We start from the raw sequence: 23,872 nt of genomic DNA, 5'->3' as shown, positions 1-23,872 counted from the left end.
TTTTAAGATCGCCTGCCAAGCCTAAGGCGCGGATTTATCGTTAAGGCGCAGTTTGATCGCTAGAGTTCGGGTTCGATCTCGCCTGCTCTTTGCTTTTTAGAGCCTCGTAAATTTCATCGACGCCGCTTAGATTCTGATCCAAAACCTCTCTCGCCTTTTTTAGCGTGCGTGCGCCAAAAATCCCATCCTGCCTCACTCCGATGCTTTTTTGGATATATAAAATTTTATCCTTTTGCATCGCAGCGGAATCCTTAGTCGCCCCGGAAGCGGAATTTGAAGCAGGGCTTTCAGAGCCGTTAGAGCTTGCACTCGTAGAATTTTCGTCTACAGAATTTACGCCATCACTCGCGGAAGTGGAATTTTCGTCCTCAAAAAATGTAGGCATCCACCCTCGCAGCAGCCCTGCTGCGCCAGTTTTTGGTACGTAGCCCGTATTTGCCGCGCCTCCGTAGATTGCGCTAGCCAAAACGGCGCAGAGCAGAGCTTTGCAAAAGCGAGCAAACGCCGCGCCGCCTCTGCCGCAGCGATACTCTCGCGGAATTTTACGAGCTTTTACGGTACACTGCACTACGCTTGCCAGCCACAGCGCCACACCGCCCAACAGCCCCGCAGCAGCGATTGCCACGCCGCATGCAAGTGCCCAAAAATAATGCTCCGCAAAGATCATCTCGAAGCAGCCCTCGCACGCCAGCGCAGCCGCTGCGATGAGCGCGCCTCCGCCTATGCACCACACCGCGCGGTCATAGCGTGGGCTTAGCACGCCAAGCGCCCCAGCCATCGCGCTACCCAAATCGCGAGCGCATTGCTGCGAAATAAAGCCCTCGCAAACGCGCATAATCGCCGCGGCGAAACTCTGCGCGCAATCCTCGCGCAAAGAACGCGGGAAAAAGAATTTCTTCAATCGGGCAAAGAGCGAAATTTTAGAATTTGACGCGGCAGGGCTTTGCGTATTCGCGCGATTTTTAAATTTTGCAGCGGCGAAGTTTTTGGAATTTGCAGAATTTATCGCGGAGGAGTCTATGGAATTTGTGGAATTTTCAGCACCCAAGGCGCTTAAACCTCGGTAATCTCGCTTGCTGCGTAATTTGTAAAGATCCTCTGCGGCACAATCAGAAGTGCCGCCTAAGCCCTCTTGCAAGCCGGCAAAATTAGGTCTATTCTGCGCGAGAGCTTCGCTGCTTTGCTGCCTAGCCTCAAAATCGCCGGCAGAATTCTCTCCACCTTCCAAAAGATCCGCCCCGGCAAATTTTATGCCGCCGCCCACTCCTCCTGCGAACCTGCCTTGCTCTCCGCGCAACCCCAGGTGATTATCTTCCGCGCCCATAGAATTTGCCGGAGCGCTCGCGAATTTCATGCCCGCAAATTTTACGCTCGCGCCGCCCTCGAGATTTTCTTTGCGAGAAGCGTCTTTTGCAAGGCTCAAAGCGTCGCGATCAGCCGTGCCGCAGGTAGAATTTACAGAGTTAAAATATCCGTCCGAGCCGCGCAACTGATCGAGATTTAGCGTCTCGCCGCGCAGCTTAGCACTAGCTAGGCGCATCGCCGCATCCAGCGCAGGCTTTGCGCGAAATAGCGTAAAAAGGCTTTGCGCATCGTTCCGCCCTAGTCTAGCGGGCGCACCACGTGCCGCCGCAAGCTCCGACGCAAAAACTTCGTCAAAAAAGTTGGGTCTTACGAATGTCACGCCACCGAAGCACGCCGCATCGTAAGCCTTACCGCAGACGGCAAAACTCAAGCGCAAAAAATCATCCTCCGCGCTAAATACCGCTTCACAGCCGCCCTGCGCCGCTCGCAGCGAGCTTAGACGAAACAAAAGTCTGCGCGCCGCAAAACCTACGCCCTTGCTGCATAAAAACTCCAGCAGCTCGCGCCCGAAAACCTGCGAGCTAGCGCCTATGCTGACGCTAGGGCGGGCATAAACGGATACTTTGCCAGTGCGAGTGAAATACCCGCGCCCATCGCAATGCTCGCAGCGAAAATCACCCGCACCGCCGCACTTTTCGCAGCGCAATCTGCCTGCGCCGCCGCAAGCGGGACAAATGCGCGAGCCGCTACCGCCGCAGCTAGCGCAGGAGATGAAGCGATAGCCCATAGAATTTGACGCAGAGCCTGCAGAGTCACCTCCAGAAAGACCGCGCACGTGAGCGTCCGTAGAGCTTAACGCCGCACGGCTATAGCCACCGGCGCCCTTGCAAGTGGAGCAGATCAAGCGCCCGCGTCCGCCGCAGTTAGCGCACGGCGTCTTGCCTGCGCCTTCGCAGGCTTTGCAGCGCCTCCTGCCCGATCCGCCGCAATGCTCGCAACGCAGCTGAACGCTAAAGGGCTTAAAATCGTGGAATTTTATGATTTGATCCGCATTCATAGCGGCTTTTTGGGGGTCTGCGCGCAGGCGCAGCATAAAGGTCTCGCTTAGCTCCGCATCAGTGCTTGCCGCGCGTAGGCACTCGCGCGCATGAGCCTCGAACTGCGCGATATCTGCGAAATGCAGCTGAGCGCGCTCGCCGCCACTTATCTGCGAGACGCTAAACTTGCCGTCAAAGTCATAACGCACGCCAAGCCTCACGCTAAATCCGTAAAACTCGCGATCAAGCTCACGCAGATCGGCGCCACCGCTACGCGCTAAAGCCTTGAGCCTAGCGACAAACGCCTCTGCAAGCCCCTCTTTATCCAGCTTGTCCATGATCGCTCCTTTCTTGCGGACGCGCCACAAAGCCGCGCCGCATAAATTTTAAAATTCCTTTATTAAAATCCTGCAAATTTTGCATTTCATACAATTATACCGCGAAAGGGAATTTTAAAATTCCAAAATCTCACGCAGGATGGAATTTAGCGCCATTGCACGCCGTAAAATCTCACTGCAAATCAAAGCTCTAAAATATAGCTCGACGCGAAATCTCGCACTGCGACGGCGACGCGCGTAACTGATCGCAACAAATACGGCGCGAACGGATCGCAAAACGGAGCCGCCCGGCATATGGCGCCCGAGCGGTAGCAGCGGGCATGCAAGACTTTAATTCTGCAGCAGCGCATAATTTGGCTCGCGACGATGTACGACACAGCATAACGCGAAGTAAATTTCACGCCCGCATAAATTTTAAATTTCACAGCTAACTCGTACGTACGCACAGCATGAAATTTAAAATTTTACGACAGCTATGGCGCGGCGTGCAGCGATCTAAAATTCTGCGACAAGCAGCATCGCGCAAATTTCAATCCCGCGCGACAATCAGGCGACGGGCGCGTGTAGTGCAATTTAATTTATAAGCACGCAGCGGCATATAGTCGTCGCGCAAATTCAGTTCGCAGCGGACAGCTTCGGCATAGAATTTCATACTGCGACACGGCGGCTCGTAAAATTTAATCCTGTTACCGCGCAACTATAGCCGCCTGCGCATTTGCAAGCAGAGCGGATCAAGCATCCGTGCCCACTGCAAGCACTACACAGCAGTACGTAAAATTTGATCTGGGCACTGCAAACCTCCGACAACATGACTGATCTGCATGAGCGTAAAATTTAGCTTGCTATACCGCATAATTTAACTCGCGGCGGTGCATGTCGCGGCGCAAGCGCGAATTTTAGATCGTGCGGCGATCTGCTGCGCGACCGACGGATTAATTTCACGGTGCGCTCGACATGAAATTTAGAATCTCGTAGCGACACATGACACTGTGCGCGGCCGCGTGAAATTTTAAATCTCACGACGAGCTTATGCGGCATGAAATTTTAATCTCGCCGCGATGAGTTCGCAAGCTCGCGGACGGCTCGGTTTTTGCGCGGAATTTTGCGAGCGAAATTTCAAATGCCAAACCCGCGCGGGTTTTGCGCCGAATTTCTACATAGATCTTGCGCGAAATTTAACGAAATTTCGCGGGCCGAAATCCGACCAATCCGACCAATCAAAACCCGGCGCGATAAACTCGCCGAAGCTTGAAGGCAAGATTTATTGCTACCGAAGCTTTAGGAAAAAATTTATCGCCGCCGAAGTCCGCAGCTAAATTTTACCGCCCAAGCGCGGAATTCTCGGCTTTGGCTTCGGGCGCAAAAAATAAAATTTTAAAATCACGCCAGTCCGCTTATTACGCCCTCGCTAGTGATCCTCATATTTAGCGCGTTAGGAACCTTCGGTAGCCCCGGCATAAGCATTATCTTACCGCAGACGGCGACGATGAAGCCTGCTCCCGTGCGAATTTGAAGATCTTTGACGCTGAGCTTAAAGTCGCGCGCCCGCCCAAGCGCCTTGGCATCGTCGCTGAAGCTATACTGCGTCTTTGCGATGCAGACGTTTAGCCGCTCAAGCCCCAAGGCCTTGATATGCTGCAGCGCCTTTTGCGCTTCCGGCTCGAAAATGACCTCGCTCGCGCCGTAAATTTTAGTAGCGATCTTTTCGATCTTGCTCGCCGTATCATCGCTAAGCTCGTAGGCGAATTTCAGCTCCTTAGCACGCTCGCACTCATCTACTACGAGACGGGCTAGCTCAAGCGCGCCCTCGCCTCCTTTGGCGAAATTTTCGCAAATCGCCATCTGCACGCCGCGCTGCTTGCAGTAATCGCGCACGAAGGCGATCTCGCCGTCGCTATCGAAGCTAAAGCGGTTAAGCGCCACGACCGGATTTAGCCCGAAATTTTGTAAAATTTCGATATGCCCGCCTAAATTTACGATGCCTCTTTGAAGCGCGGCAAGATCCGGGCTCGCGATATTTTCTTTATCCGCGCCGCCGTTGTATTTAAGCGAGCGGATCGTGCTGACTAACACCGCGGCATCCGGAGCGATGCCTGCGCGGCGACACTTGATGTCGATAAATTTTTCAGCCCCCAGCTCGCTTCCGAAGCCCGCCTCCGTCACGGCGTAATCAGCAAGCGAGAGCGCTAACTTGCTCGCCATTATGGAGTTGCAGCCGTGCGCGATATTTGCAAAGGGTCCTCCGTGCACGAGCGTGGGCGTGTGCTCAAGGCTTTGGATGAGATTAGGCTTCATCGCGTCTTTTAGCAGGATCGCCACGGCATCCGCGCAACCCAGATCGCGCACATATATCGGCTCTCCCTGCGTATCGTAGGCGACCATGATGTTTGCGATGTTTTCCTTAAGCTCGGCAAGATCGTTTGAGAGGCACAGCACCGCCATTATCTCGCTAGCTGCGGTGATATTAAAGCCGTCCTCGCGCTGCACTCCGTCGGTGCGCCCACCCTGTCCTACGGTGATATGGCGCAGCGCGCGATCATTCATATCCATGCAACGCTTCCATAAAATTTTATCGATCTTTAGCGGGTTTTCTTGATACAGCGAGTTGTCGATGACCGCCGAAATGAGATTGTTTGCGGAGGTGATTGCGTGAAAATCGCCGTTAAAATGTAAATTTAGATCGTCCATCGGCACCAGCTGCGAATACCCGCCGCCGGCAGCCCCTCCTTTGATACCGAAAACCGGTCCTAGCGACGGCTCGCGTAGCGCAAGGCAGACGCTTTTGCCCAGGCGTTTTAGCGCGTCGGCTAGGCCGATGGAGGTCGTAGTCTTGCCCTCGCCAAACGGCGTCGGATTGGTCGCCGTGACCAAAATAAGCTTCGAAGCGCGCGAGCGCGGCTTGATATTTAGCTTGGCTTTGTAGTGTCCGTACAGCTCGATCTCATCCTCGCTAAGCCCCAAATTTTTTGCAACGTTTGAAATTTTATCCGGCTTCGCCGCATTTGCTATTTCGATATCGCTCAACATCTTCTCTCCTTAAATTTAAAATTTTATCGCGCAGCATTTACGCACCGCCTCTTTAAATCCGCGCATTAGCTTGCAAAGCTACGCGCACTTTGCCCGCAAACCGCGCAAATCAAAGCTTGCAGGCGTGAAATTCAACCCGGCTAAATTTCGATCTCGATACCCACGGGGCAATGGTCGCTACCCATCACGTCGCTTAGGATGAAAGCGTCTTTTAGCTGCGAGCGCAAATTAGCCGAGATGAAAAAATAATCGATCCGCCAACCTACGTTTTTTGCGCGCGCGTTAAAGCGGTAGCTCCACCACGAGTAGGCGTCTCGCAACTCGCCGTGCACGGCACGGAAAGTGTCTACGAAGCCCGCCGCCTCCACCTCATCGAGCCACGCGCGCTCGATCGGCAAAAAGCCCGAGGTTTTGGAGTTTGCTTTGGGGTTTGCAAGATCGATCTCGCGGTGCGCGGTATTTACGTCGCCGCAAAATATCACCCCGAGCCCCTGCTCCGCGAGGCTGCGCGCGTAGGCTAGGAATTTCGCGTAAAATTCCATCTTATAGGCTAGCCGCGCCTCGTCCTTTTGGCCGTTTGGAAAGTAGATATTAAAAAGCACGACGTCGCCGAAGCGGTGCTGCAGCACGCGCCCTTCGTCGTCGGGGAAAAACAGCGCCTTGCTCGTCTCGCTTTTAAATTTCGCCAGGCTCGCCACGCCCGAATAGCCCGCGCGAGCGGCGGAATTTAGATCGATCTGAGAAAATCCTAGCTCATAAAGCCCTTTCGGAGCGTCCTTTTCGCTCACCTTAATCTCTTGCAAGCCCAAAAAATCGGGGTTTTGCTCCGCGAGCCACGCGAAGCCGTCTTTGCCCAGCACTGCGCGCAGTCCGTTTACGTTCCAACTAATCAGTTTCAAATTTAGCCTTTGGCCTGAAAATTTTGGTATGATTATACGAAATTTTGACTAAATTTAAAGGAAAATTATGCGTAATCAGCCCAAATACCGATTTTTTGCCAACTGGAGCTACGCGATGGCGGGTCTTTGCGAGATGCTGCGTAGCGAGCGTAGCTTTAGACTCGAGCTTTGCGTGTTCGTTCCGCTTCTGCTGTCGCTATTTTTTTGGAATTTTAGCGCGACTCTAAATCTATTTTTGATCTTCGGCACGGTCTTTACCATCGCGCTTGAGTGCGTAAACTCCGCCATAGAGCGCGCGGTCGATCTTGCCACGAGCGAAATCCACCCGCTAGCCAAGGGCGCCAAAGACACCGCAAGCACGGCCGTGATGATGAGCCTATTTCTCAACGCCGCGCTGTGGGGATATGCGTTTATCGGTAAATTCTTTTAATCGCGTAATTGCAAATTTCGCGATTAAAGATTTAAATCGCTGCAACGCAGAGTTTTTTTGGCGAGTGCGGAATTTGCAAGCCACTTGAGTCGTTGATCGTCCACGCCTGCAACCCAAACACGACCCTGCGTGATATTGAAATTTTAAAATCCGAAATTTGCTTTAAATTTAAACTCTCCTGTGCGCGAAAATTTTAATATTCGCTCGGCTCTTAAAATTTTAAAATAGCTTTTAAAATTTCTATAGATAAATCATTTAAGCAAATTTTACGCCGTAAAATTTTAGCTAAAAAATTATAACGACTTTCAAGATGCTTTAATACAATTTTCACTAAAATCACGCCGTCTTAATTAAAATAATTTTCAAAAAAAAGGAAAATTTTGTCTAAATCCTTTCGCAAAATCTCGCGCAAATTTCATTTGTGGCTATCTTTGATATTTTGCCTACCCCTTATAATCATTTCTATAAGCGGCTCGGTTTTAGTTTACGCGGAGCAGATCAATGAAGTTTTGCTAAAAGACAAGGTGTTTAGGACGCAAGAAAGCATAGCGAAATTCCCCGTTAGAATGAAATTTAGTACCCTGCAATCCGAGATAAATTCCAAATTTAAAGAGTATGCAATCATAGGCTGGAGCATCGCGCAAGATGCTTCAAAGACCGATAAAATCAGACTTTCTTCGCAGAAGCTACAAAAGCAAGCCCTAATTTACCTGGACGCCTTTAGCGGCGAGATTAAAGGCGCGCCCATGCCGCGAGATGAGGGCTTTATCGGCGCGATAAATAAGCTGCACGCGGAGCTGTTTTTAGGTCGCGGCGGTAGAATTTTTACGGGTATCGTGGGGCTTAGCGCGCTACTTATCGGCATTAGCGGCTTTTTTATCTACAAAAAATTTTGGCAAAACTTATTCTCGCTGAGGCTAGATCGGGCCATATATTTTATGCGCGGCGCTCACCGCCTAATCGGAGTCGCGAGCACTCCCGTAATGTTTGCTATAACTATAAGCGGAGCATGGTGGGAGCTAAGGGCGGTAACTTACAAGCCGCTCGCAAATCCATGCGGCGCGGTCTTGCAGAATTTTAAGACCGAGCGAAATTCCACCGTCGCGGCATCAAACGGAACGGTAAGCATGAAAACGGCGCAAAATCTTGCGACGCTAGATGAAGCTTTGGCGAAGATAGCGGTTAAATTTAAAGAATTTCGCTCCACCTATATCGCCTTTCCGCTCTGTCCGGGCGGCGCTTTTACCGTATACGGCTTCGAGGCGGGGCAAAACCCGCTGCAAAGCCCTTACGCGAGCCGTATCACGATATCAGATGCAGGCGAAATTTTAAAAGCGGACTTTATAAACGATGCGGATTTTTCGGACAAACTTCAAGACGGCTTTCGTCGCGCCCATGCGGGCTCATACGGCGCAATAACGAAGCTTATATGGTTTTTAACGGGGCTTGCGCCCCTATTTTTAAGCATTTGCGGATTTTACATAACCCTAAAAAATAGAAATTCTAAAAGGAGAAAGTTATGAAGAAAGTATCTCTTTCGCTCGTAGTCGTATTAAATATGCTAACTTCACTTTATGCGGAAAATAACGCCACTGCGAGCACCCCGGAGGACTTAGGCACCATAGAAGTGCAAGATACCCAAAAGCTCCGTCGCGACGACAGAGATTATGAGGCTAGAAAGCTCGTTAAAAGTACCACCAGGCTCGATCTTACGGCGAGAGAAACACCCCAGTCTCTTACCGTGGTGACCGAAGCCAAGCTAAAAGATATGGGGATAACCGATTATCAGGTGCTGATGCGAAATATAGCGGGCATTACGAGCGGGCGTATGGATGAGAGGCTCTATCCTACGGCGCGCGGATTTAGCATAGATTATTATCTGCTTGATTCGATGCCTAGCTTCGGAGGTTTTAGCCTCGGGGCGAACGATTTAAATTTACTGCCATATGAGCGCGTTGAGGTAGTAAAGGGTGCGAACGGATTATTGGCGGGCGCGGGAAATCCCGCCGCGAGTTTAAATTTTATCCGTAAGCACGCAGATTCCACCATCCCAAAAGGTTATATAAGTCTAAACGGCGGCTCATACGACAAATACGGGCTTAAAACCGATGTGCAAAGCCCGCTCAATCAAAGCGGTTCGGTGCGCGGACGCCTAGCGTTTATGCATGAACGATCGCACTCTTATATGGACTATTACAATCGTCGCAATACTGCCGTTTATGGCGTATTAGATATCGATGTAACAGACGATTCAAGGCTGAGCTTTGGCTCATTTTATCAGACTCTACGCCGACATGGCACGCGCTGGGGCGGAATGCCCGCGTTTAACTCGGATGGTACGCGCACGCACTTCGGCAAAAACAAAATTTTCTCTCAGCCTTGGACGCGATACGACATCTCTACGCTTGATTTTTATGCCGATTTTAAACAATATTTCTCAAACGAGGCGAGTTTAAGCTTGAGTTATTCGTTTCGTCGCGCTCATACCGATTCAAATTTGCTCTATTATGGCGGCAGGGTAGGCCCTGGCGGCATCGGAAACGTCGCCGATCTTAGCGTTTATGCTAACAAGCGCGAAGAGAATATCCACAACATCGACGCCTACGCAAATATCCCGTATGAGCTTTTCGGACAAGATCATGAATTTGTATTTGGTGTGATGTATAATCTTTACAAAAAAGGATCTGATAACGTAAGTAGCTACTGGAATAACCGAAATACTCCAGCAGGCCTTGCTTATGCCGCGCGTACTAGAATAAATTTTAACGACCTTCATATTGAAGATCCACGCTTACCGTATGTAGATCAAAATAATGCCGATCGAACTATTCAAAAAGCAATTTATGCCGCGAATAAACTCTCAATCACCGAGGATTTAAAGCTCTTATTAGGAACGCGGATGAGTTACTATAAATATAAAATTACAGGTGGAGCGGATAATAGAAATTTTACCCGCGAAATTACTCCATATACAGGGATCACCTATGATTTAGACGATCATCATACCCTTTATGCAAGTTATACGAGTATTTTTAAACCTCAAACCTACAAGGACAAAAACAATAAATATCTTGATCCCATCCAAGGCAAGGACTACGAAGCGGGCATCAAAGGCGAGTACTTTGACGGCGATCTGCAAGCAAGCCTGGGCGTTTTTAAGATCATCCAAGATAAGCTCGGCATCCGCACCGACGAGTATATCACTGGCACAAATTCCTACGCTTACAGGCAGGGTCGCGGAGTAACCAGCAGGGGCTTTGAAGCGGATGTAAACGGTAAAATTACCGATGCGCTAAGCCTAAGCATGGGGCTAGCGCACTACAAAGCCAAAGACGCTGACGGCAATATTTACGCCAGCGACTCCTCCCGTACCAGCGCAAATCTTTTTGCAAAATATGAGATCGGCACATTTAGAATCGGCGCAGGCGCGATGTATCGCTCAAAGATTTATTCCGACTCGCCATACGGCAGGATCGAGCAGAAAGCCTACACGATTGCAAACGTAATGCTAGGCTACAAAGCGAGTAAAAACCTAGATGTGCAGCTAAACGTCGATAACATAACCGATAAGCGCTATTTTGAGGGCATCGGTTCTAATCGAATGATCTACGGCGATCCGCGCACCTTCAATCTAAGCCTTACGTATAGCTTTTGACCCAAATAGTCGCGGCGGAATTTGTCTAGTGCTTAGCTCTAATAGAATTCCATCGCGACGCGATAAATAAATGGCAAATTAAGCCTAAATTTCGTAAAATCATCGCCAAGACGCGAGGTCGCGTAATACGTTTAAAGGCAAACGATGCAAAGTTTAACTCCATAAATCCCGCTAAATTTAAACTAAATCAACCAACAAATTTAAATTTAACGGAGACAACCATGAAAAGACGAGATTTTTTAAAACTAGGCGCGCTGGCGGCAGCATCGGCGCAGGCAAAGCAATTTAACGCGCTAGCACAGGCGATATTTGACGAGCAGATGGGGCTTTGCGCGAATAAATTCGGCGCGTTTTACGTCCAAACCATCGGCGGTAGGGTCGTGGGTACCGAGCCATTCGAGGGCGACGCGATGCCTACGGTGCTAAACAACGCTCTAAGCGATCATATCCAAAACGAAACGCGCGTGAAATACCCATACGTGCGCAAAATCTTCCTAGCCGATCCCTCAAATCCAAAGCCGCAGCTTCGCGGTAAAGAGCCCTTCGTGCGCGTTAGCTGGGACGAGGCGATAAAGCTAAGCGCAAAAATTTTAAAAGAAAACTTCGATAAATACGGCTCGCAGGCCATTTACGGGCAGCTTTATCAGTGGGGTAGCCTAGGCAAGGTCGGCCACTCGCAGCGCACCGCAAAACGCATGCTAAACGCGCTAGGAGGCTACGTGAGCGAGCTTGGCGGCTACTCATACGGCGCGGCGACGGCGTTTTTGCCTCACGTGACCGGTTCTATCGATCCGACGCATAATCCTACGCGCTGGGAGGGCGTGGTAAAGGAGGCTAAAACGATCGTGTTTTGGGGCACGAACCCAGTCGTCTCAAACAAGATCGCTACCTCCGTGCCGATGCATAACTCCTACGCCTACTACGAGATCATGAAAGAGAAATTTAAAAAAGGCGAGATGAAAATTTACAGCGTGGACGTTTACCGCAACGAAACGGCGGAGTATTTCGGCGCGCACTATCTCGCCGTGCGCCCTTGCACCGATACGGCGATGCTGATCGGGCTTTGCGAATATCTTTACGAAAACGGGCTTTACGACAAAGAATTTATTGAGCGCTACACGGTCGGATTTAATAAATTTAAAGAGTATTTCACGGGCGCGAAAGACGGCGTGAAAAAAGATCTTGCGTGGGCGAGTAAAATTTGCGGCGTGAGCGAAAAAGAGCTAAAAAGCCTAGCCGACACGCTAGCTAAAAAAGATACGCTCATAGTCACGGGCTACGCGATACAGCGTCAGCACCACGGCGAGATGGCGTACTGGGCGCTCATCGCGCTAGCTGCGATGCTAGGCGACATCGGCAAGACCGGGCGTGGCTACGTGATGAACGATCAGATGCATAAAAACGCCGATATTAGCTTCATCGCGCCAAAGCTTCAGGCCTTTAATCCCGCGGTAAACGAAAAATACATCGCCCCGCAAGGCAAGCTAGCCAAGGCCAAATATCACGAGATACCAAACAGCAGGCTCATAGACGCGATCATGGAGCCGGGCAAGCAAATCGAGCGCAACGGCAAAAAATACGTCATGCCGCACATCCGCGTGATGTTTAACGCCAATGGCTCGACCTTCACCCGCCACCCCGATACCAACCGCGCGGTCGCGGCGATGCGTAAAATAGAAGCGATCATCACCACGGAGCCCTTTTGGACGAGTACGGCGAGGCTCAGCGACATCGTACTGCCGTCGGCTCTTGAGTGCGAGCGCACGGATATCGAGTTTGCAAATTCCACTAGCGAGTACCTTTTTGCGATTAAGCCGCTAGTAAAGCCCGCAGGCGAGAGCAAGAGCGACTTTGAGATCGCGCGGCTCATCTGCGCACAGTGGGGCGAGGAGTACGAGCAGGCCTTTAGCGAGAGTAAAACGGAGCTTGAGTGGGTGAAGGAAATCTACGCCGATGCAGTCCAAAAAGCCGAAGGCATGGGCATAGCGATGCCTAAATTTGAGGAGTTTTGGCAAAAAGGTTACGTTAAATTTGATCAAGTAGACGAGAAAAAGCGGTACTTCACAAACTACGCGGACTTCCGCGCCGATCCCGAGAAAAACGCTCTAAAAACGCCGTCGGGCAAGATCGAGCTCTACTCCGAAGCGGTCGAAAAGCTAGGCTATGCCGACTGTCCGCCGCACGCGACGTGGATGGAGCCCTTTGAGTGGCTGGGCGGCGACGTGAGCAAGTATCCTATCGCTATCAGCGGTGCGCACTCTAAATTTAGGCTCCACTCGCAGCTAAATAGCTCGCTCATCCGCAACTACGCCGAGATCGCGGGCCGCGAACCCGCGCTCATTAGCCTCGCCACGGCAAAGGCACGCGGCATCAAAACGGGCGACGTGGTAAGGATCTATAACGACCGAGGCGAGATCCTCTGCGGCGCGCTAGTAAGCGATACCGCGCAAGATAACGTCGTGATCGTGAGCGAGGGCGCGTGGTACGATCCCGCCGTCTGGGGCGAGCGCAGCCTATGCAAGCACGGCAACATAAACGTGCTAACGAGGGACGTGCCGAGCTCGCAGCTCTCGCAAAGCAACACCGCGCACACGAGCATGGTGCAGATCGAGAAATTTAAAGGCCAACTGCCGAGCGTAACGGCGTTTGATAGACCTGCGACGATAGAGGTTTAGACATTACTTTCTTTGAGTGAGCCGGAATTTTGGTTTTGAAGGCTATAAATTTAGGGCTCTTAAGGTCGCGCGGACGAAATTTATCCATGCTTCGTGCGGCCTTTTTTGAAATTTCGATTTTAGATTTTAGTCTTTAAAGCTGTATAAAAACCCTGCTATGTGCGGCTATGGACGCGGATTTTTGCACTCCAAAATGACAAACCGCTTTAAAAAATTCAATCGCGCTCGCACTATGAAATTTTAAAAGTGATGCCGCGCCGAGCTACCGCAAAATTTAAAGCGAATTAGTCGCAGAGCTCCGCATAATTAGACCAAAAAAATCGCGCCGCAAAATTTTAAACGTAGTTTGCTATATCCGGACTACCATTAAATTTAAGCAAGGCGATCGCGCTACTGGATCAAAGATCGCGCCGATACCGAGCAAAACGCGCTATGAAATTTCAAAGACAAGTCGCTACGCCTGCGCTGCCGCCAAATTTAAAATGAACCGATCGCACCGCAAAATTTTAAAAGCAAGCCGTTATGCCCAAACTAGCTAAATTTAAAATTAAGAAATAGCGCCATTTGCGCTACGAATACCGCTCATCTGCAAGCCGCCGATCGCAAGTCTTACGCCGCAAGCGCCCTACGCTACGACGTTTGGAAACTCATAGACCACGCGGCCGCTTTTGATCGTGCATACCGCAGCGCCCGTAAGCTGCTTGCCGAAAAGCGGCGAATTGCGCGATTTGGACTTATTTAGCGCCTCATCGTAAACGTAAGAAATCTGCGGATCGATGATCGCGACGTCGGCCAAAAAACCCTCTTTAATCTCGCCCTTGTCTTTCAAATTTAGAATTTTAGCCGGGTTAAACGAGCACAGCCGCACCATGTCTTCAAGGCTGATGACGCCCTCGTTTACGAGTCGCAACGTAAGCGGCACGAGGGTTTGAAGCCCCAAAATTCCAAACGGCGCGTGGTCGAATTCGACGAATTTATCGTCGGTGTTGTGCGGAGCGTGATCGGTCACGATGGCGTCGATCAAACCGCTTTTAAGCGCCTCTCTGATCGCCTGCACGTCGCTTTGTGTGCGAAGCGGCGGCGACATTTTAAAATTCGTATCGTATCCCATCAGCTCGCGCTCGTCGAAGGTAAAATGATGCGGCGTAGCCTCGCAGGTGACGCGGATGCCCTCGCGCTTAGCCTGCTTTATGAGCTTTAGCGACCACGCCGAGCTCACGTGCGCGATGTGGATGTGCCCGCCCGTCTTTTTGGCAAGCAGTAGATCGCGCGCGATCATGATCTCCTCTTTTTCGCTCGCCATCCCCTTTAGACCGAGGATCGCGCTTATCTTGCCCTCGTTCATCACGCCGCCGTGGCATAGCGAGCAATCCTCGCTGTGATTTATCACGAACGAGCCGAAGTGTGCGGAGTATTCGAGCGCCTGTCGCATCACGGAGCTGTCGGTCACTGGCAGCCCGTCGTCGCTGAAAGCCACGCAGCCCGCCTCAAGCATATCGCCCATCTCGACGATCTTTGCGCCCTTGCAGTCCTGTGAGATCGCGCCTATGGGCAGTAGATCGATAAGCCCGCGCGCCTTGGCCTTGGCGATCATCGCGCGCGTGATGCTTGAGTTATCGTTTACGGGCCTGGTATTCGCCATCGGGAGGCAGGTCGTCACGCCGCCTGCGACCGCGGTTTCGCTGCCGCTAATGACGTCGTCTTTGTATTCGAGCCCCGGGTCTCTAAAATGCACGTGCATATCGATAAGCCCCGGCATCACAAGCTTGCCTGCAGCGTCTATGACGCGATCTGCGGCGGGACACTCGCGCGTGATCTTTGAAATTTTATCGCCCTCGATCAGGACGTTCGCCTCCTCGCTGCCGCCCCAATTAACGATCGTGCCGTTTTTTATTAAAATTTTCATCGTGCGCTCCTGTTTAAATTTATCGTATGAAGTATCGCCATTCGCATCGCCTCGCCGTTTTCTACCTGATCTAAAACGCAGCTATAGCGCGGATCGTCGGCTACGTCGGAGTTGATCTCCACGCCGCGATTGATCGGGCCCGGATGCATTATCATGACGCCCTCCTTCGCCGCCTGCATGCGCCTTGCGGTAAGTCCGAAAAATTTCGAGTATTCGCGCACGCTCGGGAAGCTCGGCTCGCCGTCTTGCCGCTCAAGCTGGATTCTAAGCATGATGATGACGTCGGCGCCCTCGATCGCCTCCTCCACGCTTTTGCATATCGGACAACCGAACGCGTCGCAGTCGCGCAGCATCATCGGAGGGCCGAAGAGCCGCACGTTTATGCCAAGCTTTTTCATCGCCCAGATGTCGCTTCTAGCTACGCGCGAGCGAAATATATCGCCGATGATCGCGACGTTTAAATTCTCGATCCTGCCCTTGCGCTCGCTGATCGTAAAAAGATCCAGCAGCGCCTGGCTCGGATGCTCGTTCAGCCCGTCGCCCGCATTTACGATCGATGCGTCGCAGTTGGCCGCGACGAATTTCGCCGCGCCCGAGCAGCTGTGGCGCAACACGAAGATATCGGTGCGCATCGCCTGCATATTTCTAATGGTGTCAATCAGCGTCTCGCCCTTTTTCGTGCTGCTGTCCGCGGCGGTGAAATTTACGCTGTCCGCGCCCAGACGCTTGGCTGCGATCTCAAAGCTCGTGCGGGTGCGGGTGGAGTTTTCGAAAAACGCGTTGATGACCGTCTTGCCGCGAAGCGAGTCGGATTTTTTGACGTCAGAGCGGTTGAGCGCTTTAAACTCGCGCGCCAGATCTATAAAGTCGTAGATGTCCTCGCGGCTCAGATCCTGCGCGCTAAGAAGATGCTTTAGCTTATACATTCCCTCTCCTTTTTTGGGCCGAATTTCAGCCGTAATTGTATAAAAAAATCTCTGATAAAATTTTAAAATTTAAGAGCGGGGCTCAAATTTAGACGCGGAATTTTGCTTGGAATTTCATTTGAGTTCGCATACGAAGCGCGAGCGGAATTTTGGGGTAAAATTTAAAAATTTTTAGATTAAACTTAAGCTTCTTGAGCGAAAATTTTAAAAAATCCGCCACGCCGCTTACGTAAAATTTTAAAGCTTTACGCGCGGCAGGCGGCTAGAAAAATAAAGAATCTAAAGCTTATTTAAATACTTTATATAATTTTTTGCACTATTTTCTACGGCTTGCTCGCTTTTATCGTAAGTAAAGCCGTATGATACGAAATTTGGTAGCGCAATCGCGCCGACGAAATTAAATGTAGCCTTAAATGGCGCTAGCACCTCATCTACGCTAAAGCCTACGATGCCGTTTTTAGAGTAGTTTGCCTCGGTCGCGCCAAGCGAGATCGCAAGCGCAAATTTTTTGCCCTTAAGTTTGCCGCCATCCTCTCCGCCGTAAGCCCAGCCGCGCGTAAAAACGTCCTCAAACCACTGCTTAAGAAGCGGCGTGCAGTTTGAAAAACGAAACGGAAACTGAAGCACGATTTTATCGTGGCTTTCGAGCAGTTTTTGCTCCTTTTCCACATCGATTTTAAAATCCGCATAAAGCGCGTAAAGATCGTGAAGCTCGAACTTATCGGGATGCGCTAGCACGGCATCCCTCCAGTGGCGGTTTACGAGCGAGTTTGCGATATTTGGGTGAGCCAAAATAATGAGAGTTTTCATTTCTATCCTTTAAATTTGAAATTGCGGGGCGCATTATAGCCCTACTTCGTAAAATTTTTCTTGTTTTATCGCAAGCAGCCTTAAATTCTAAAGCTTTACCGGCCGCCACCTGCTTATCTTTACAGCAGCCTCAAAGAGTGCAAGTTTTAAATTCTAAACTTTCATCCACTACTCGCGCTTTATTTAGAAATGCTCGCCCTTGGGGCACTCGTCGCGTTTTACAGAGGTTTACTGTTTCTTTGCAAATATTCATATTCCATTGCGGAGGCTCGCGCGAGTAAAATTTTAACGAAACCGCCGCGCAGGGGAAATTTTAATAAAATTTAGCATCGTTTCTCTGCGAGCATTCGCCACAACAAATAAAATTTAGATGAAATCTAGCCGCGTTTAAATTCTAAAGCTTTGCCTGCCAGCGTAGTCTCTCTGATCCGAACGATCATCGCGCTCTTATGAGTGCCCATCACGCTTTCGTGCAGGCTCGTCGCGCTCTTTTGGAGGCTTGCCCCTTTCCTGTGGGTGGTAGTTGCAAAAAAATTTTGAGTAGAATTTAGCGTAATTTAAATTCTAAAGCTTTGCCTACCAGCCGCCTCTTCAGGATCTGAATTATCATCGCGCTCCTGCGAGCGCCCGCCGCGCGGCTCCTGTCTAGGCTGCACGCCAAAGCCCTCCAAGACCTTGCCTAGGCTCTCGTTCGCATCTTTTATAATTCCTTGCAGGCTCTGCCCCATCTGATCAAGGTTTTTGCCCGCCTCGCGTGCCGCCGCCTCGCCCTGCTTTAGCAGATCCTTGGTCCTGTCTGCGTTGCGAGTGGCGAAATCGTTCAAGACTTCGGGCGCCTTTTTCTGCAAATTTTGCAAGGCCTCGCCCAAAACTTTAGCATCGTTTGCAAGCTCGTCTATCGTGGAGTTCAGATCGGATTTTTTCTTACTCTCAAAGCCCTGCGGCGCGGAATTTTGCGCGGAGCCTTGCGTATAATTTTGCGCGGAATTTTGCTCAGAGCTATCCGTGCTTTTATTAAAATTTCGCCCTTGATTGCCCGCGCTAAAATTCTGCTCCGAGCGTGCGCTTTGCTCGCGATCTTGCGCGTCCGACCCGCCGTCGCAGCCGCTCAAAACGCACGTCGCGGCTAGCGCCAAAGTAAAATTTCGCGCCGCGCTTATAAAGCTAAAATCGTTTATAAAATTAAAATTTCTAGCGCGATCCGCCGAAATAAAATTTTGCTCGCTGCCGATCTTGATAAAATTCTGCCCAACGTACGCCGAAGTAAAATTTTGCCCGCCGCCGGCTGAAACGGAATTTCGCAGCCGTCCAAAGCCCTGCTCGCCGCTTGCTCGGATAAAATTATGCGCTAAATCGCGTCCGCATCCTTTCAAAATTCGTCTTTTCAAAATCCGCTCCTTTAAATTTCATCCCTTGCAATCGCGCTTGGAAGCCGCCCGAAAAACAGATCGCTTCTAAGCTTCAAAAGCAAGCAGATAGCGATATCGGCGCTTTGCTCGCGGATGTAGTTTCGATCACCCTTTAGATGAAATTCCCCGACGATCTGTTTGCCGCCCTGCTCCTTTGCGCCGATAAAGACCGTCCCTACGGGCTTTTGCGCGCTTCCGCCGCCGGGGCCTGCGATACCGCTTACTGCAAGAGCGAAGCTCGCCCCGCTGCTTTGCAGCGCGCCCTCCAGCATCTCGCCCACGGTCTGCGCGCTTACCGCGCCGTAGCGAGCGAGCGTATCTTCGCCTACGTTTAGCCAGAGATTTTTTATCTCGTTGGCGTAGCTTACGAGCGAGCCGTCAAAAACGTCGCTCACGCCCGCGACCGCACCGAATTTTGCGGCGATTAGCCCTGCGGTACAGCTTTCGGCAAAGGTGATCTTGGCGCCTATTTCGCGCAGTCTATCTACCACAAAGCCCATAAAATCGCCGCCTTCGATATAGCAGCTCTCATAATACTTGCCGACGCTTTGCAAAAACGCGTCCAGCGCTCCGAATTTCATCGCACTGGCGCGCACGAGTAGCAAAAAGGAGCTGGGCCTGCTGATCGTAAGCGAAATTTTATAACTGATCGCAAGGCTCTCTAGGCGCTGCTTTACGCTTTCGTATTCGCAATCGAATAGATAAAAGCTCTCGCCCGCGTTCGGCGCGTCTTGAAGGATCGGCGGCAAGCTTTGCAAGCAAAGTGCCTTGATCACGTTTACCGAGCAGCCTCTGACGTTTAGCAGGAAGCTGTTTTTCGCCACCGCGCGCGCCATCGAGGGCGCTAAGGTTTCTCCGTTTTTCAACTCGAGCGAATCGAAAGAGAGCGTCGATAAAATTTTTCCGACGACCGCGTAGGCGGAGTTTGCCGCAAAGATCGTGATAAAATCGTACGAATCGATCATCTTTTCAAGCGCGAAGGGCAAAACTTTATCGTTTTCGCTTAAGAATTTCAGATCGTCCATCCGCCCAAAAACTCGTTCGTAGCTGCGAGAAATATAGCTCATCAAAGCCGCGTCGTAGCGGATCTCCTCGCCGATTACAAGGATGATATTTTTCATAAAGCCCCTCATTAAATTTTCGCACATTATAGCATAAACGCAGATTGCTCTTTCAGAGCTTTTTAATGGCGTTTTGGATAAACTTCACAAATTTTTTAAGACACGAAAAGGTACAAATATGGACTACAAAGATACTCTCTTTCTTCCTACGACGGACTTTGCGATGCGAGGCGCGCTACCGCAAAACGAACCTGCACGATTTAGGGCGTGGTACGACGAGCGTAAAATTTACGAAAAGATGAAAGCTAGGCGCAAGGGCGCAAGCGTCAGCTTCAATATCCACGACGGCCCGCCGTATGCTAACGGACACCTCCACATCGGCCACGCGCTGAATAAAATTTTAAAAGACATCATCACCAAAACCCATTATTTCTTCGGCGAGGATATCCGCTACGTGCCCGGCTGGGACTGCCACGGTCTGCCGATCGAGCAGCAAGTAGAGATCAAGCTAGGCGAGCGGAAAAAATCGCTTTCAAAAGTGCAGATCCGCGAGCTTTGCAGACAGCACGCCAAAGAGTTCATCGACGTGCAGCGCAATGAATTTAAAGATATGGGGATTTTGGGCGACTGGGACGATCCGTATCTGACGCTAAAATTTGAGTTTGAGGCTGAAATTTACAAAGCGCTCTGCCAGATCGCTAAAAAAGGAATTCTGATCGAGCGAAGTAAGCCCGTGTTTTGGAGCTGGGCGGCAAAAAGCGCGCTCGCAGAAGCCGAGGTCGAGTACAAAGACAAAGAGGACTACTCGATCTTCGTGGCGTTCGATCTAAGCGATGAAGCGAACGCTAAAATCGGCGCGAAAGGCGCTAAAGCGGTCATCTGGACGACCACGCCTTGGACGCTGCCCGCAAACGGCGCGATATCTTTGAACCCGAATGAAATTTATGCGCTGACGAGCGAAAATTTAATCCTTGCAAAACCTTTGGTCGAAAGCCTCGTAAGCCTAGGCATCACCGAGGGCAAGATCGTAAAAGAATTTAAGGCTACCGAGCTTGAAGGCCTAAACGCGATCAATCCGCTAAACGATAGAGCTTCAAAGCTTATCCTCGGCGAGCACGTTTTAATGGACGGCGGCACCGGGCTCGTGCATACGGCTCCCGGACACGGCGAGGACGATTATTTCGTAGGGCTTAAATACGGCATCGAGGTGATTATGCCCGTGGATGAGGGCGGCTGTTTCGATCAAACTCTTAAAACCAAAAAACTCTTCCGCGCAGACGTCGTAGATGAGCTCGTGGGGATGCATATTTTCAAAGCAAACGAGAAAATTTTAGAGCTTCTAGGCCCCGCGCTTATCAAATCCGGCAAATTTGTCCACTCCTATCCGCACTGCTGGCGCACGCACAAGCCGGTGATCTACCGCGCGACGAAGCAGTGGTTTATCGCGATGGATGAGCCAATGCCTAGCGGCAAGACGCTGCGTCAGGTGGCGCTAGAGCAGATCGGCAAGGTTAAATTTTACCCGCAAAGCGGCATCAACCGCCTTACCTCGATGATAGAAAACCGCCCAGATTGGTGCATCTCGCGCCAAAGGGATTGGGGCGTGCCGATCGCGTTTTTCCGCGATAAAAGCACCAAAGAGCCGATCTTTGATGAGAAAATTTTAAATAATATCTACGAAATTTTTAAGGCTAAGGGCGCGGATGCTTGGTGGCAGATGGAAATTTCGGAGCTTTTGCCGCAAGACAGCGGCTATAGGCCCGAAAATTTAGAAAAGGTGATGGACATCTTAGACGTTTGGTTCGATAGCGGCTCGACGTGGAAAGCGGTGCTACAAAGCGGCGCCTACGATGCGGGCAAATTCCCCGCGGATATGTATCTTGAGGGCAGCGACCAACACCGCGGCTGGTTTCAAAGCTCTCTGCTTCTAAGCTGCGCGATCAACGAATGCGCACCGTACAAAAGCATACTCACGCACGGATTTACCGTCGATGAGAAGGGTCAGAAGATGAGCAAGTCCGTCGGAAACGTCGTCTATCCGCAAGAGGTCGCAAAGAGCCACGGCGTTGAAATTTTACGCCTGTGGGTCGCGATGAGCGATTATTCGACCGATCTAAAGATCAGCGACAATATCCTAAAGCAGGTAAGCGAGCAGTACCGCAAGATCCGAAATACTATAAGATTTCTGCTCGCAAGCACGAGCGATTTAAATGAGATCGAGACGAGCAATTTTACGCGGCTTGACCGCTGGATCCTAACGCGCGCGGCAAACGCCTTTTCGAGCGCGGAAGCCGCGTTTAGAAACTACGATTTTTCAAAGGGCTTCAACGCCTTATTAAATTTCTTAAGCGCCGATTTGAGCGGAATTTATCTTGATATCTGCAAAGACAGGCTCTACTGCGACGAGTCGGACGAGCCGCGCCGTAGAAGCGCGCAAAGCGCGATCGCGCTGATTACGCGAGCGCTGCTGCCTCTGATCGCGCCTACGCTAACTTACACGATCGACGAAGTAATGCAGTTTGCGCCGCATATCATCAAAGAGGGCAAGCAGGACGCTTTTGATCTGATCTACAAGCCGATAGAATTTGACGATTTTCTAGAATTCGACGAAATTTTAATCAAATCGAGGGAGAAATTTTTCGAGCTTATCGATGCGCTTAAAAAGGACAAGATCATCAAATCGACGCTTGAGCTGGTTTTGCAGACGAGCTCGAACGAAATTTTATCAAACGACATCCTAGGCGTGGCGGATTGGTTCATGGTAAGCGACGTGGATACTCTGCAAAGCGAGGAGGCTCTGGCGGAGTTTAAGATAAACGACGAAATTTTCCGCCTCGTAAAATCCTCTAAACATAAATGCCCTAGATGCTGGAAATTTAACGCAAAAGAGCCCGATGAGCTCTGCCCGCGCTGCGCGAAGGTCATGCATGCTCGCTAGCCCCATAAGTCTTGGCTTCGTATTTTTTACGATCGCGCTGATCTGCGTAGCGACGGGCGTAGGGATCTATTTCGTGAATAAATTTAAGGATGGCAGATGATAAGTTTAAAAGAGGCTCTAAAGCTGAGCGCGGATGAAATTTCGGCGCTTAGAGCGGAGCTAAAGGATAAAATTTTAAAAACCAAAGAGCTCGGCGCCTACGTCGAGCAGCTTACGGGCGAGGCTTTAAACGTCAGCGGTGAGGGCGTGCCGATCGCGATCAAAGATAACATTCAGGTAAAAAATTGGAACGTCACTTCAGCGAGTAAAATTTTGCAAGGATACGTTGCGCCATACGACGCGACGGTAATTAAAAAGCTACGCGAGCGCGGTTTGGCCCCGTTTGGGCGAACGAATATGGATGAGTTTGCGATGGGAAGCACGACCGAAAGCTCATTCTACGGCAAAACTCTCAATCCGACCGATCACTCGCGCGTACCCGGCGGCAGTAGCGGCGGAAGCGCGGCTGCCGTAGCGGCAAATATCGCCGTAGCCGCACTCGGAAGCGATACGGGCGGCTCGATCCGCCAGCCGGCGGCATTTTGCGGCTGCGTAGGCTTTAAGCCGAGCTACGGCAGGGTCAGCCGCTACGGGCTCGCGGCGTATTCGAGCAGCCTCGATCAGATAGGACCGATCACGCGTAGCGTCGAGGACGCGGCGATTTTATACGACATCATCGCAGGCCGCGACGAGATGGACAGCACTAGCTACGCAGGCGCTTACGAAAGCACCGCGGATAAGCTAAACGCGGATCGCAAGCTTAAGATCGCCGTTATAAAAAATTATATCGACGAGGCCTCGCAGCAGGTCAAAGAGGCTTTAAGCTTAAGCATAGAAAAGCTAAAATCCTTCGGGCATGAGATCGTTTACCGCGATCTTTGCAGCTCCAAATACGACATCGCGACCTACTACATCATCGCCACCGCCGAGGCTAGCGCAAATTTAAGCCGCTACGACGGCGTACGCTACGGAAACCGCGCGAAGGCTCTAAATTTAAAAGAGCTCTACGCCAACACCCGCGGCGAGGGTTTCGGCGACGAGGTCAAAAGAAGGATGCTTCTAGGCACCTTCGTACTAAGCAGCGGCTACTACGACGCATATTACATCAAGGCACAGAAGGCAAGAGCCTTCATCAAAAGCGAATATGAGGAAATTTTAAAAGACGCCGATTTGATCTTTATGCCGATCGCGCCGGGCGTGGCGTATAAATTCGGCGAGCTTAGCGATCCGCTTCGCGCGTATCTTAGTGATATCTACACGATCGGTGTAAATTTAGCGGGGCTTCCCGCAATCTCCGTGCCGGTAGCGAAAAACAAAGAGGCTCTTAATATCAGCGCGCAGCTCATCGGGCGCGCCTACGACGAACAAACGGTGCTGGACGGCGGCTTGAGTTTAGAAAAAATCGTGAAAGGATAAG

14 protein-coding genes are annotated in these 23,872 nt (G+C 50.9%); 6 read left to right on the top strand and 8 right to left on the bottom strand.

Annotated features, from left to right (window positions below):
* Positions 1-40: 40 nt before the first annotated feature.
* From CGRAC_RS03445 to CGRAC_RS03425, 3 genes are all read right to left on the bottom strand, one after another.
* Positions 41-2,680: a zinc finger-like domain-containing protein gene (locus tag CGRAC_RS03445; protein WP_005872328.1), complete on the bottom strand. Its 2,640-nt coding sequence runs from the start codon at positions 2,678-2,680 to the stop codon at positions 41-43.
* 1,380 nt (positions 2,681-4,060) lie between these two features.
* Entirely contained in the window at positions 4,061-5,707 is a 1,647-nt protein-coding gene (locus tag CGRAC_RS03430; protein ID WP_005872337.1) for a formate--tetrahydrofolate ligase, read from the bottom strand.
* Between the two features lie 140 nt (positions 5,708-5,847).
* Positions 5,848-6,606: an exodeoxyribonuclease III gene (locus tag CGRAC_RS03425; RefSeq protein ID WP_005872338.1), complete on the bottom strand. Its 759-nt coding sequence runs from the start codon at positions 6,604-6,606 to the stop codon at positions 5,848-5,850.
* Positions 6,607-6,673: 67 nt separating this feature from the next.
* Between CGRAC_RS03425 and CGRAC_RS03420 the strand changes: the two genes are divergently transcribed.
* The 4 genes from CGRAC_RS03420 (at position 6,674) to CGRAC_RS03405 (ending at position 13,366) form a co-directional block, all read left to right on the top strand.
* Complete coding sequence (locus tag CGRAC_RS03420) at positions 6,674-7,036, top strand: diacylglycerol kinase (protein ID WP_005872339.1); 363 nt, start codon at positions 6,674-6,676, stop codon at positions 7,034-7,036.
* Positions 7,037-7,416: 380 nt separating this feature from the next.
* On the top strand, positions 7,417-8,559 hold the full coding sequence (locus tag CGRAC_RS03415) for a PepSY-associated TM helix domain-containing protein (protein ID WP_005872342.1): 1,143 nt from the start codon (positions 7,417-7,419) through the stop codon (positions 8,557-8,559).
* On the top strand, positions 8,556-10,691 hold the full coding sequence (locus CGRAC_RS03410) for a TonB-dependent siderophore receptor (RefSeq protein ID WP_005872343.1): 2,136 nt from the start codon (positions 8,556-8,558) through the stop codon (positions 10,689-10,691). The genes CGRAC_RS03415 and CGRAC_RS03410 overlap by 4 nt, the downstream gene beginning before the upstream one ends.
* A 221-nt stretch (positions 10,692-10,912) precedes the next feature.
* Positions 10,913-13,366 carry a molybdopterin-dependent oxidoreductase gene (locus tag CGRAC_RS03405; RefSeq protein ID WP_005872344.1) on the top strand — a complete coding sequence of 818 codons (2,454 nt, stop codon included), beginning with the start codon at positions 10,913-10,915 and terminating at the stop codon, positions 13,364-13,366.
* Between the two features lie 625 nt (positions 13,367-13,991).
* On the opposite strand, the gene CGRAC_RS03400 is transcribed toward CGRAC_RS03405, so the two are convergent.
* The 5 genes from CGRAC_RS03400 to CGRAC_RS03380 form a co-directional block, all read right to left on the bottom strand.
* Positions 13,992-15,272, bottom strand: coding sequence for a dihydroorotase (locus CGRAC_RS03400; protein WP_050346309.1), 1,281 nt, complete (start codon positions 15,270-15,272; stop codon positions 13,992-13,994).
* Positions 15,269-16,198: an aspartate carbamoyltransferase catalytic subunit gene (locus CGRAC_RS03395; RefSeq protein WP_005872349.1), complete on the bottom strand. Its 930-nt coding sequence runs from the start codon at positions 16,196-16,198 to the stop codon at positions 15,269-15,271. The genes CGRAC_RS03400 and CGRAC_RS03395 overlap by 4 nt, the downstream gene beginning before the upstream one ends.
* Before the next feature lie 279 nt (positions 16,199-16,477).
* Positions 16,478-17,008 (bottom strand): NAD(P)H-dependent oxidoreductase, encoded by a 531-nt coding sequence (locus CGRAC_RS03390; RefSeq protein ID WP_005872351.1) that lies wholly within the window; start codon positions 17,006-17,008, stop codon positions 16,478-16,480.
* Between the two features lie 557 nt (positions 17,009-17,565).
* Positions 17,566-18,396 carry a hypothetical protein gene (locus CGRAC_RS03385; protein WP_005872353.1) on the bottom strand — a complete coding sequence of 277 codons (831 nt, stop codon included), beginning with the start codon at positions 18,394-18,396 and terminating at the stop codon, positions 17,566-17,568.
* An 11-nt stretch (positions 18,397-18,407) separates the two neighbouring features.
* A complete protein-coding gene (locus CGRAC_RS03380) occupies positions 18,408-19,538 on the bottom strand; it encodes a CinA family protein (RefSeq protein WP_050346308.1) in 1,131 nt (376 codons plus the stop codon).
* A gap of 118 nt (positions 19,539-19,656) precedes the next feature.
* Here CGRAC_RS03380 and ileS point away from each other — a divergent pair, with 118 nt between their 5' ends.
* The gene (ileS, locus tag CGRAC_RS03375; RefSeq protein WP_005872356.1) at positions 19,657-22,416 is read left to right on the top strand and encodes an isoleucine--tRNA ligase; all 2,760 of its coding nucleotides are present in this window, start codon (positions 19,657-19,659) and stop codon (positions 22,414-22,416) included.
* A 96-nt stretch (positions 22,417-22,512) separates the two neighbouring features.
* The gene (gene gatA / locus CGRAC_RS03370; RefSeq protein WP_005872358.1) at positions 22,513-23,871 is read left to right on the top strand and encodes an Asp-tRNA(Asn)/Glu-tRNA(Gln) amidotransferase subunit GatA; all 1,359 of its coding nucleotides are present in this window, start codon (positions 22,513-22,515) and stop codon (positions 23,869-23,871) included.
* Position 23,872: the final 1 nt, after the last annotated feature.

Source organism: Campylobacter gracilis (assembly GCF_001190745.1).
GTDB classification, from domain to species: domain Bacteria; phylum Campylobacterota; class Campylobacteria; order Campylobacterales; family Campylobacteraceae; genus Campylobacter_B; species Campylobacter_B gracilis.
The sequence above is the reverse complement of the archived record's forward strand: the minus strand, read 5'-3'. Positions and strand labels throughout refer to the sequence as shown.

Excerpts from the sequence above, each read along its gene's own strand:
- CGRAC_RS03390 (WP_005872351.1), bottom strand. The coding sequence starts at position 17,008 with ATGAAAACTCTCATTATTTTGGCTCACCCAAATATCGCAAACTCGCTC.
- CGRAC_RS03400 (WP_050346309.1), bottom strand. The coding sequence starts at position 15,272 with ATGAAAATTTTAATAAAAAACGGCACGATCGTTAATTGGGGCGGCAGC.
- CGRAC_RS03410 (WP_005872343.1), top strand. The coding sequence starts at position 8,556 with ATGAAGAAAGTATCTCTTTCGCTCGTAGTCGTATTAAATATGCTAACT.
- CGRAC_RS03420 (WP_005872339.1), top strand. The coding sequence starts at position 6,674 with ATGCGTAATCAGCCCAAATACCGATTTTTTGCCAACTGGAGCTACGCG.
- CGRAC_RS03405 (WP_005872344.1), top strand. The coding sequence starts at position 10,913 with ATGAAAAGACGAGATTTTTTAAAACTAGGCGCGCTGGCGGCAGCATCG.
- ileS (WP_005872356.1), top strand. The coding sequence starts at position 19,657 with ATGGACTACAAAGATACTCTCTTTCTTCCTACGACGGACTTTGCGATG.
- CGRAC_RS03380 (WP_050346308.1), bottom strand. The coding sequence starts at position 19,538 with ATGAAAAATATCATCCTTGTAATCGGCGAGGAGATCCGCTACGACGCG.
- CGRAC_RS03430 (WP_005872337.1), bottom strand. The coding sequence starts at position 5,707 with ATGTTGAGCGATATCGAAATAGCAAATGCGGCGAAGCCGGATAAAATT.
- CGRAC_RS03445 (WP_005872328.1), bottom strand. The coding sequence starts at position 2,680 with ATGGACAAGCTGGATAAAGAGGGGCTTGCAGAGGCGTTTGTCGCTAGG.
- gatA (WP_005872358.1), top strand. The coding sequence starts at position 22,513 with ATGATAAGTTTAAAAGAGGCTCTAAAGCTGAGCGCGGATGAAATTTCG.
- CGRAC_RS03395 (WP_005872349.1), bottom strand. The coding sequence starts at position 16,198 with ATGTATAAGCTAAAGCATCTTCTTAGCGCGCAGGATCTGAGCCGCGAG.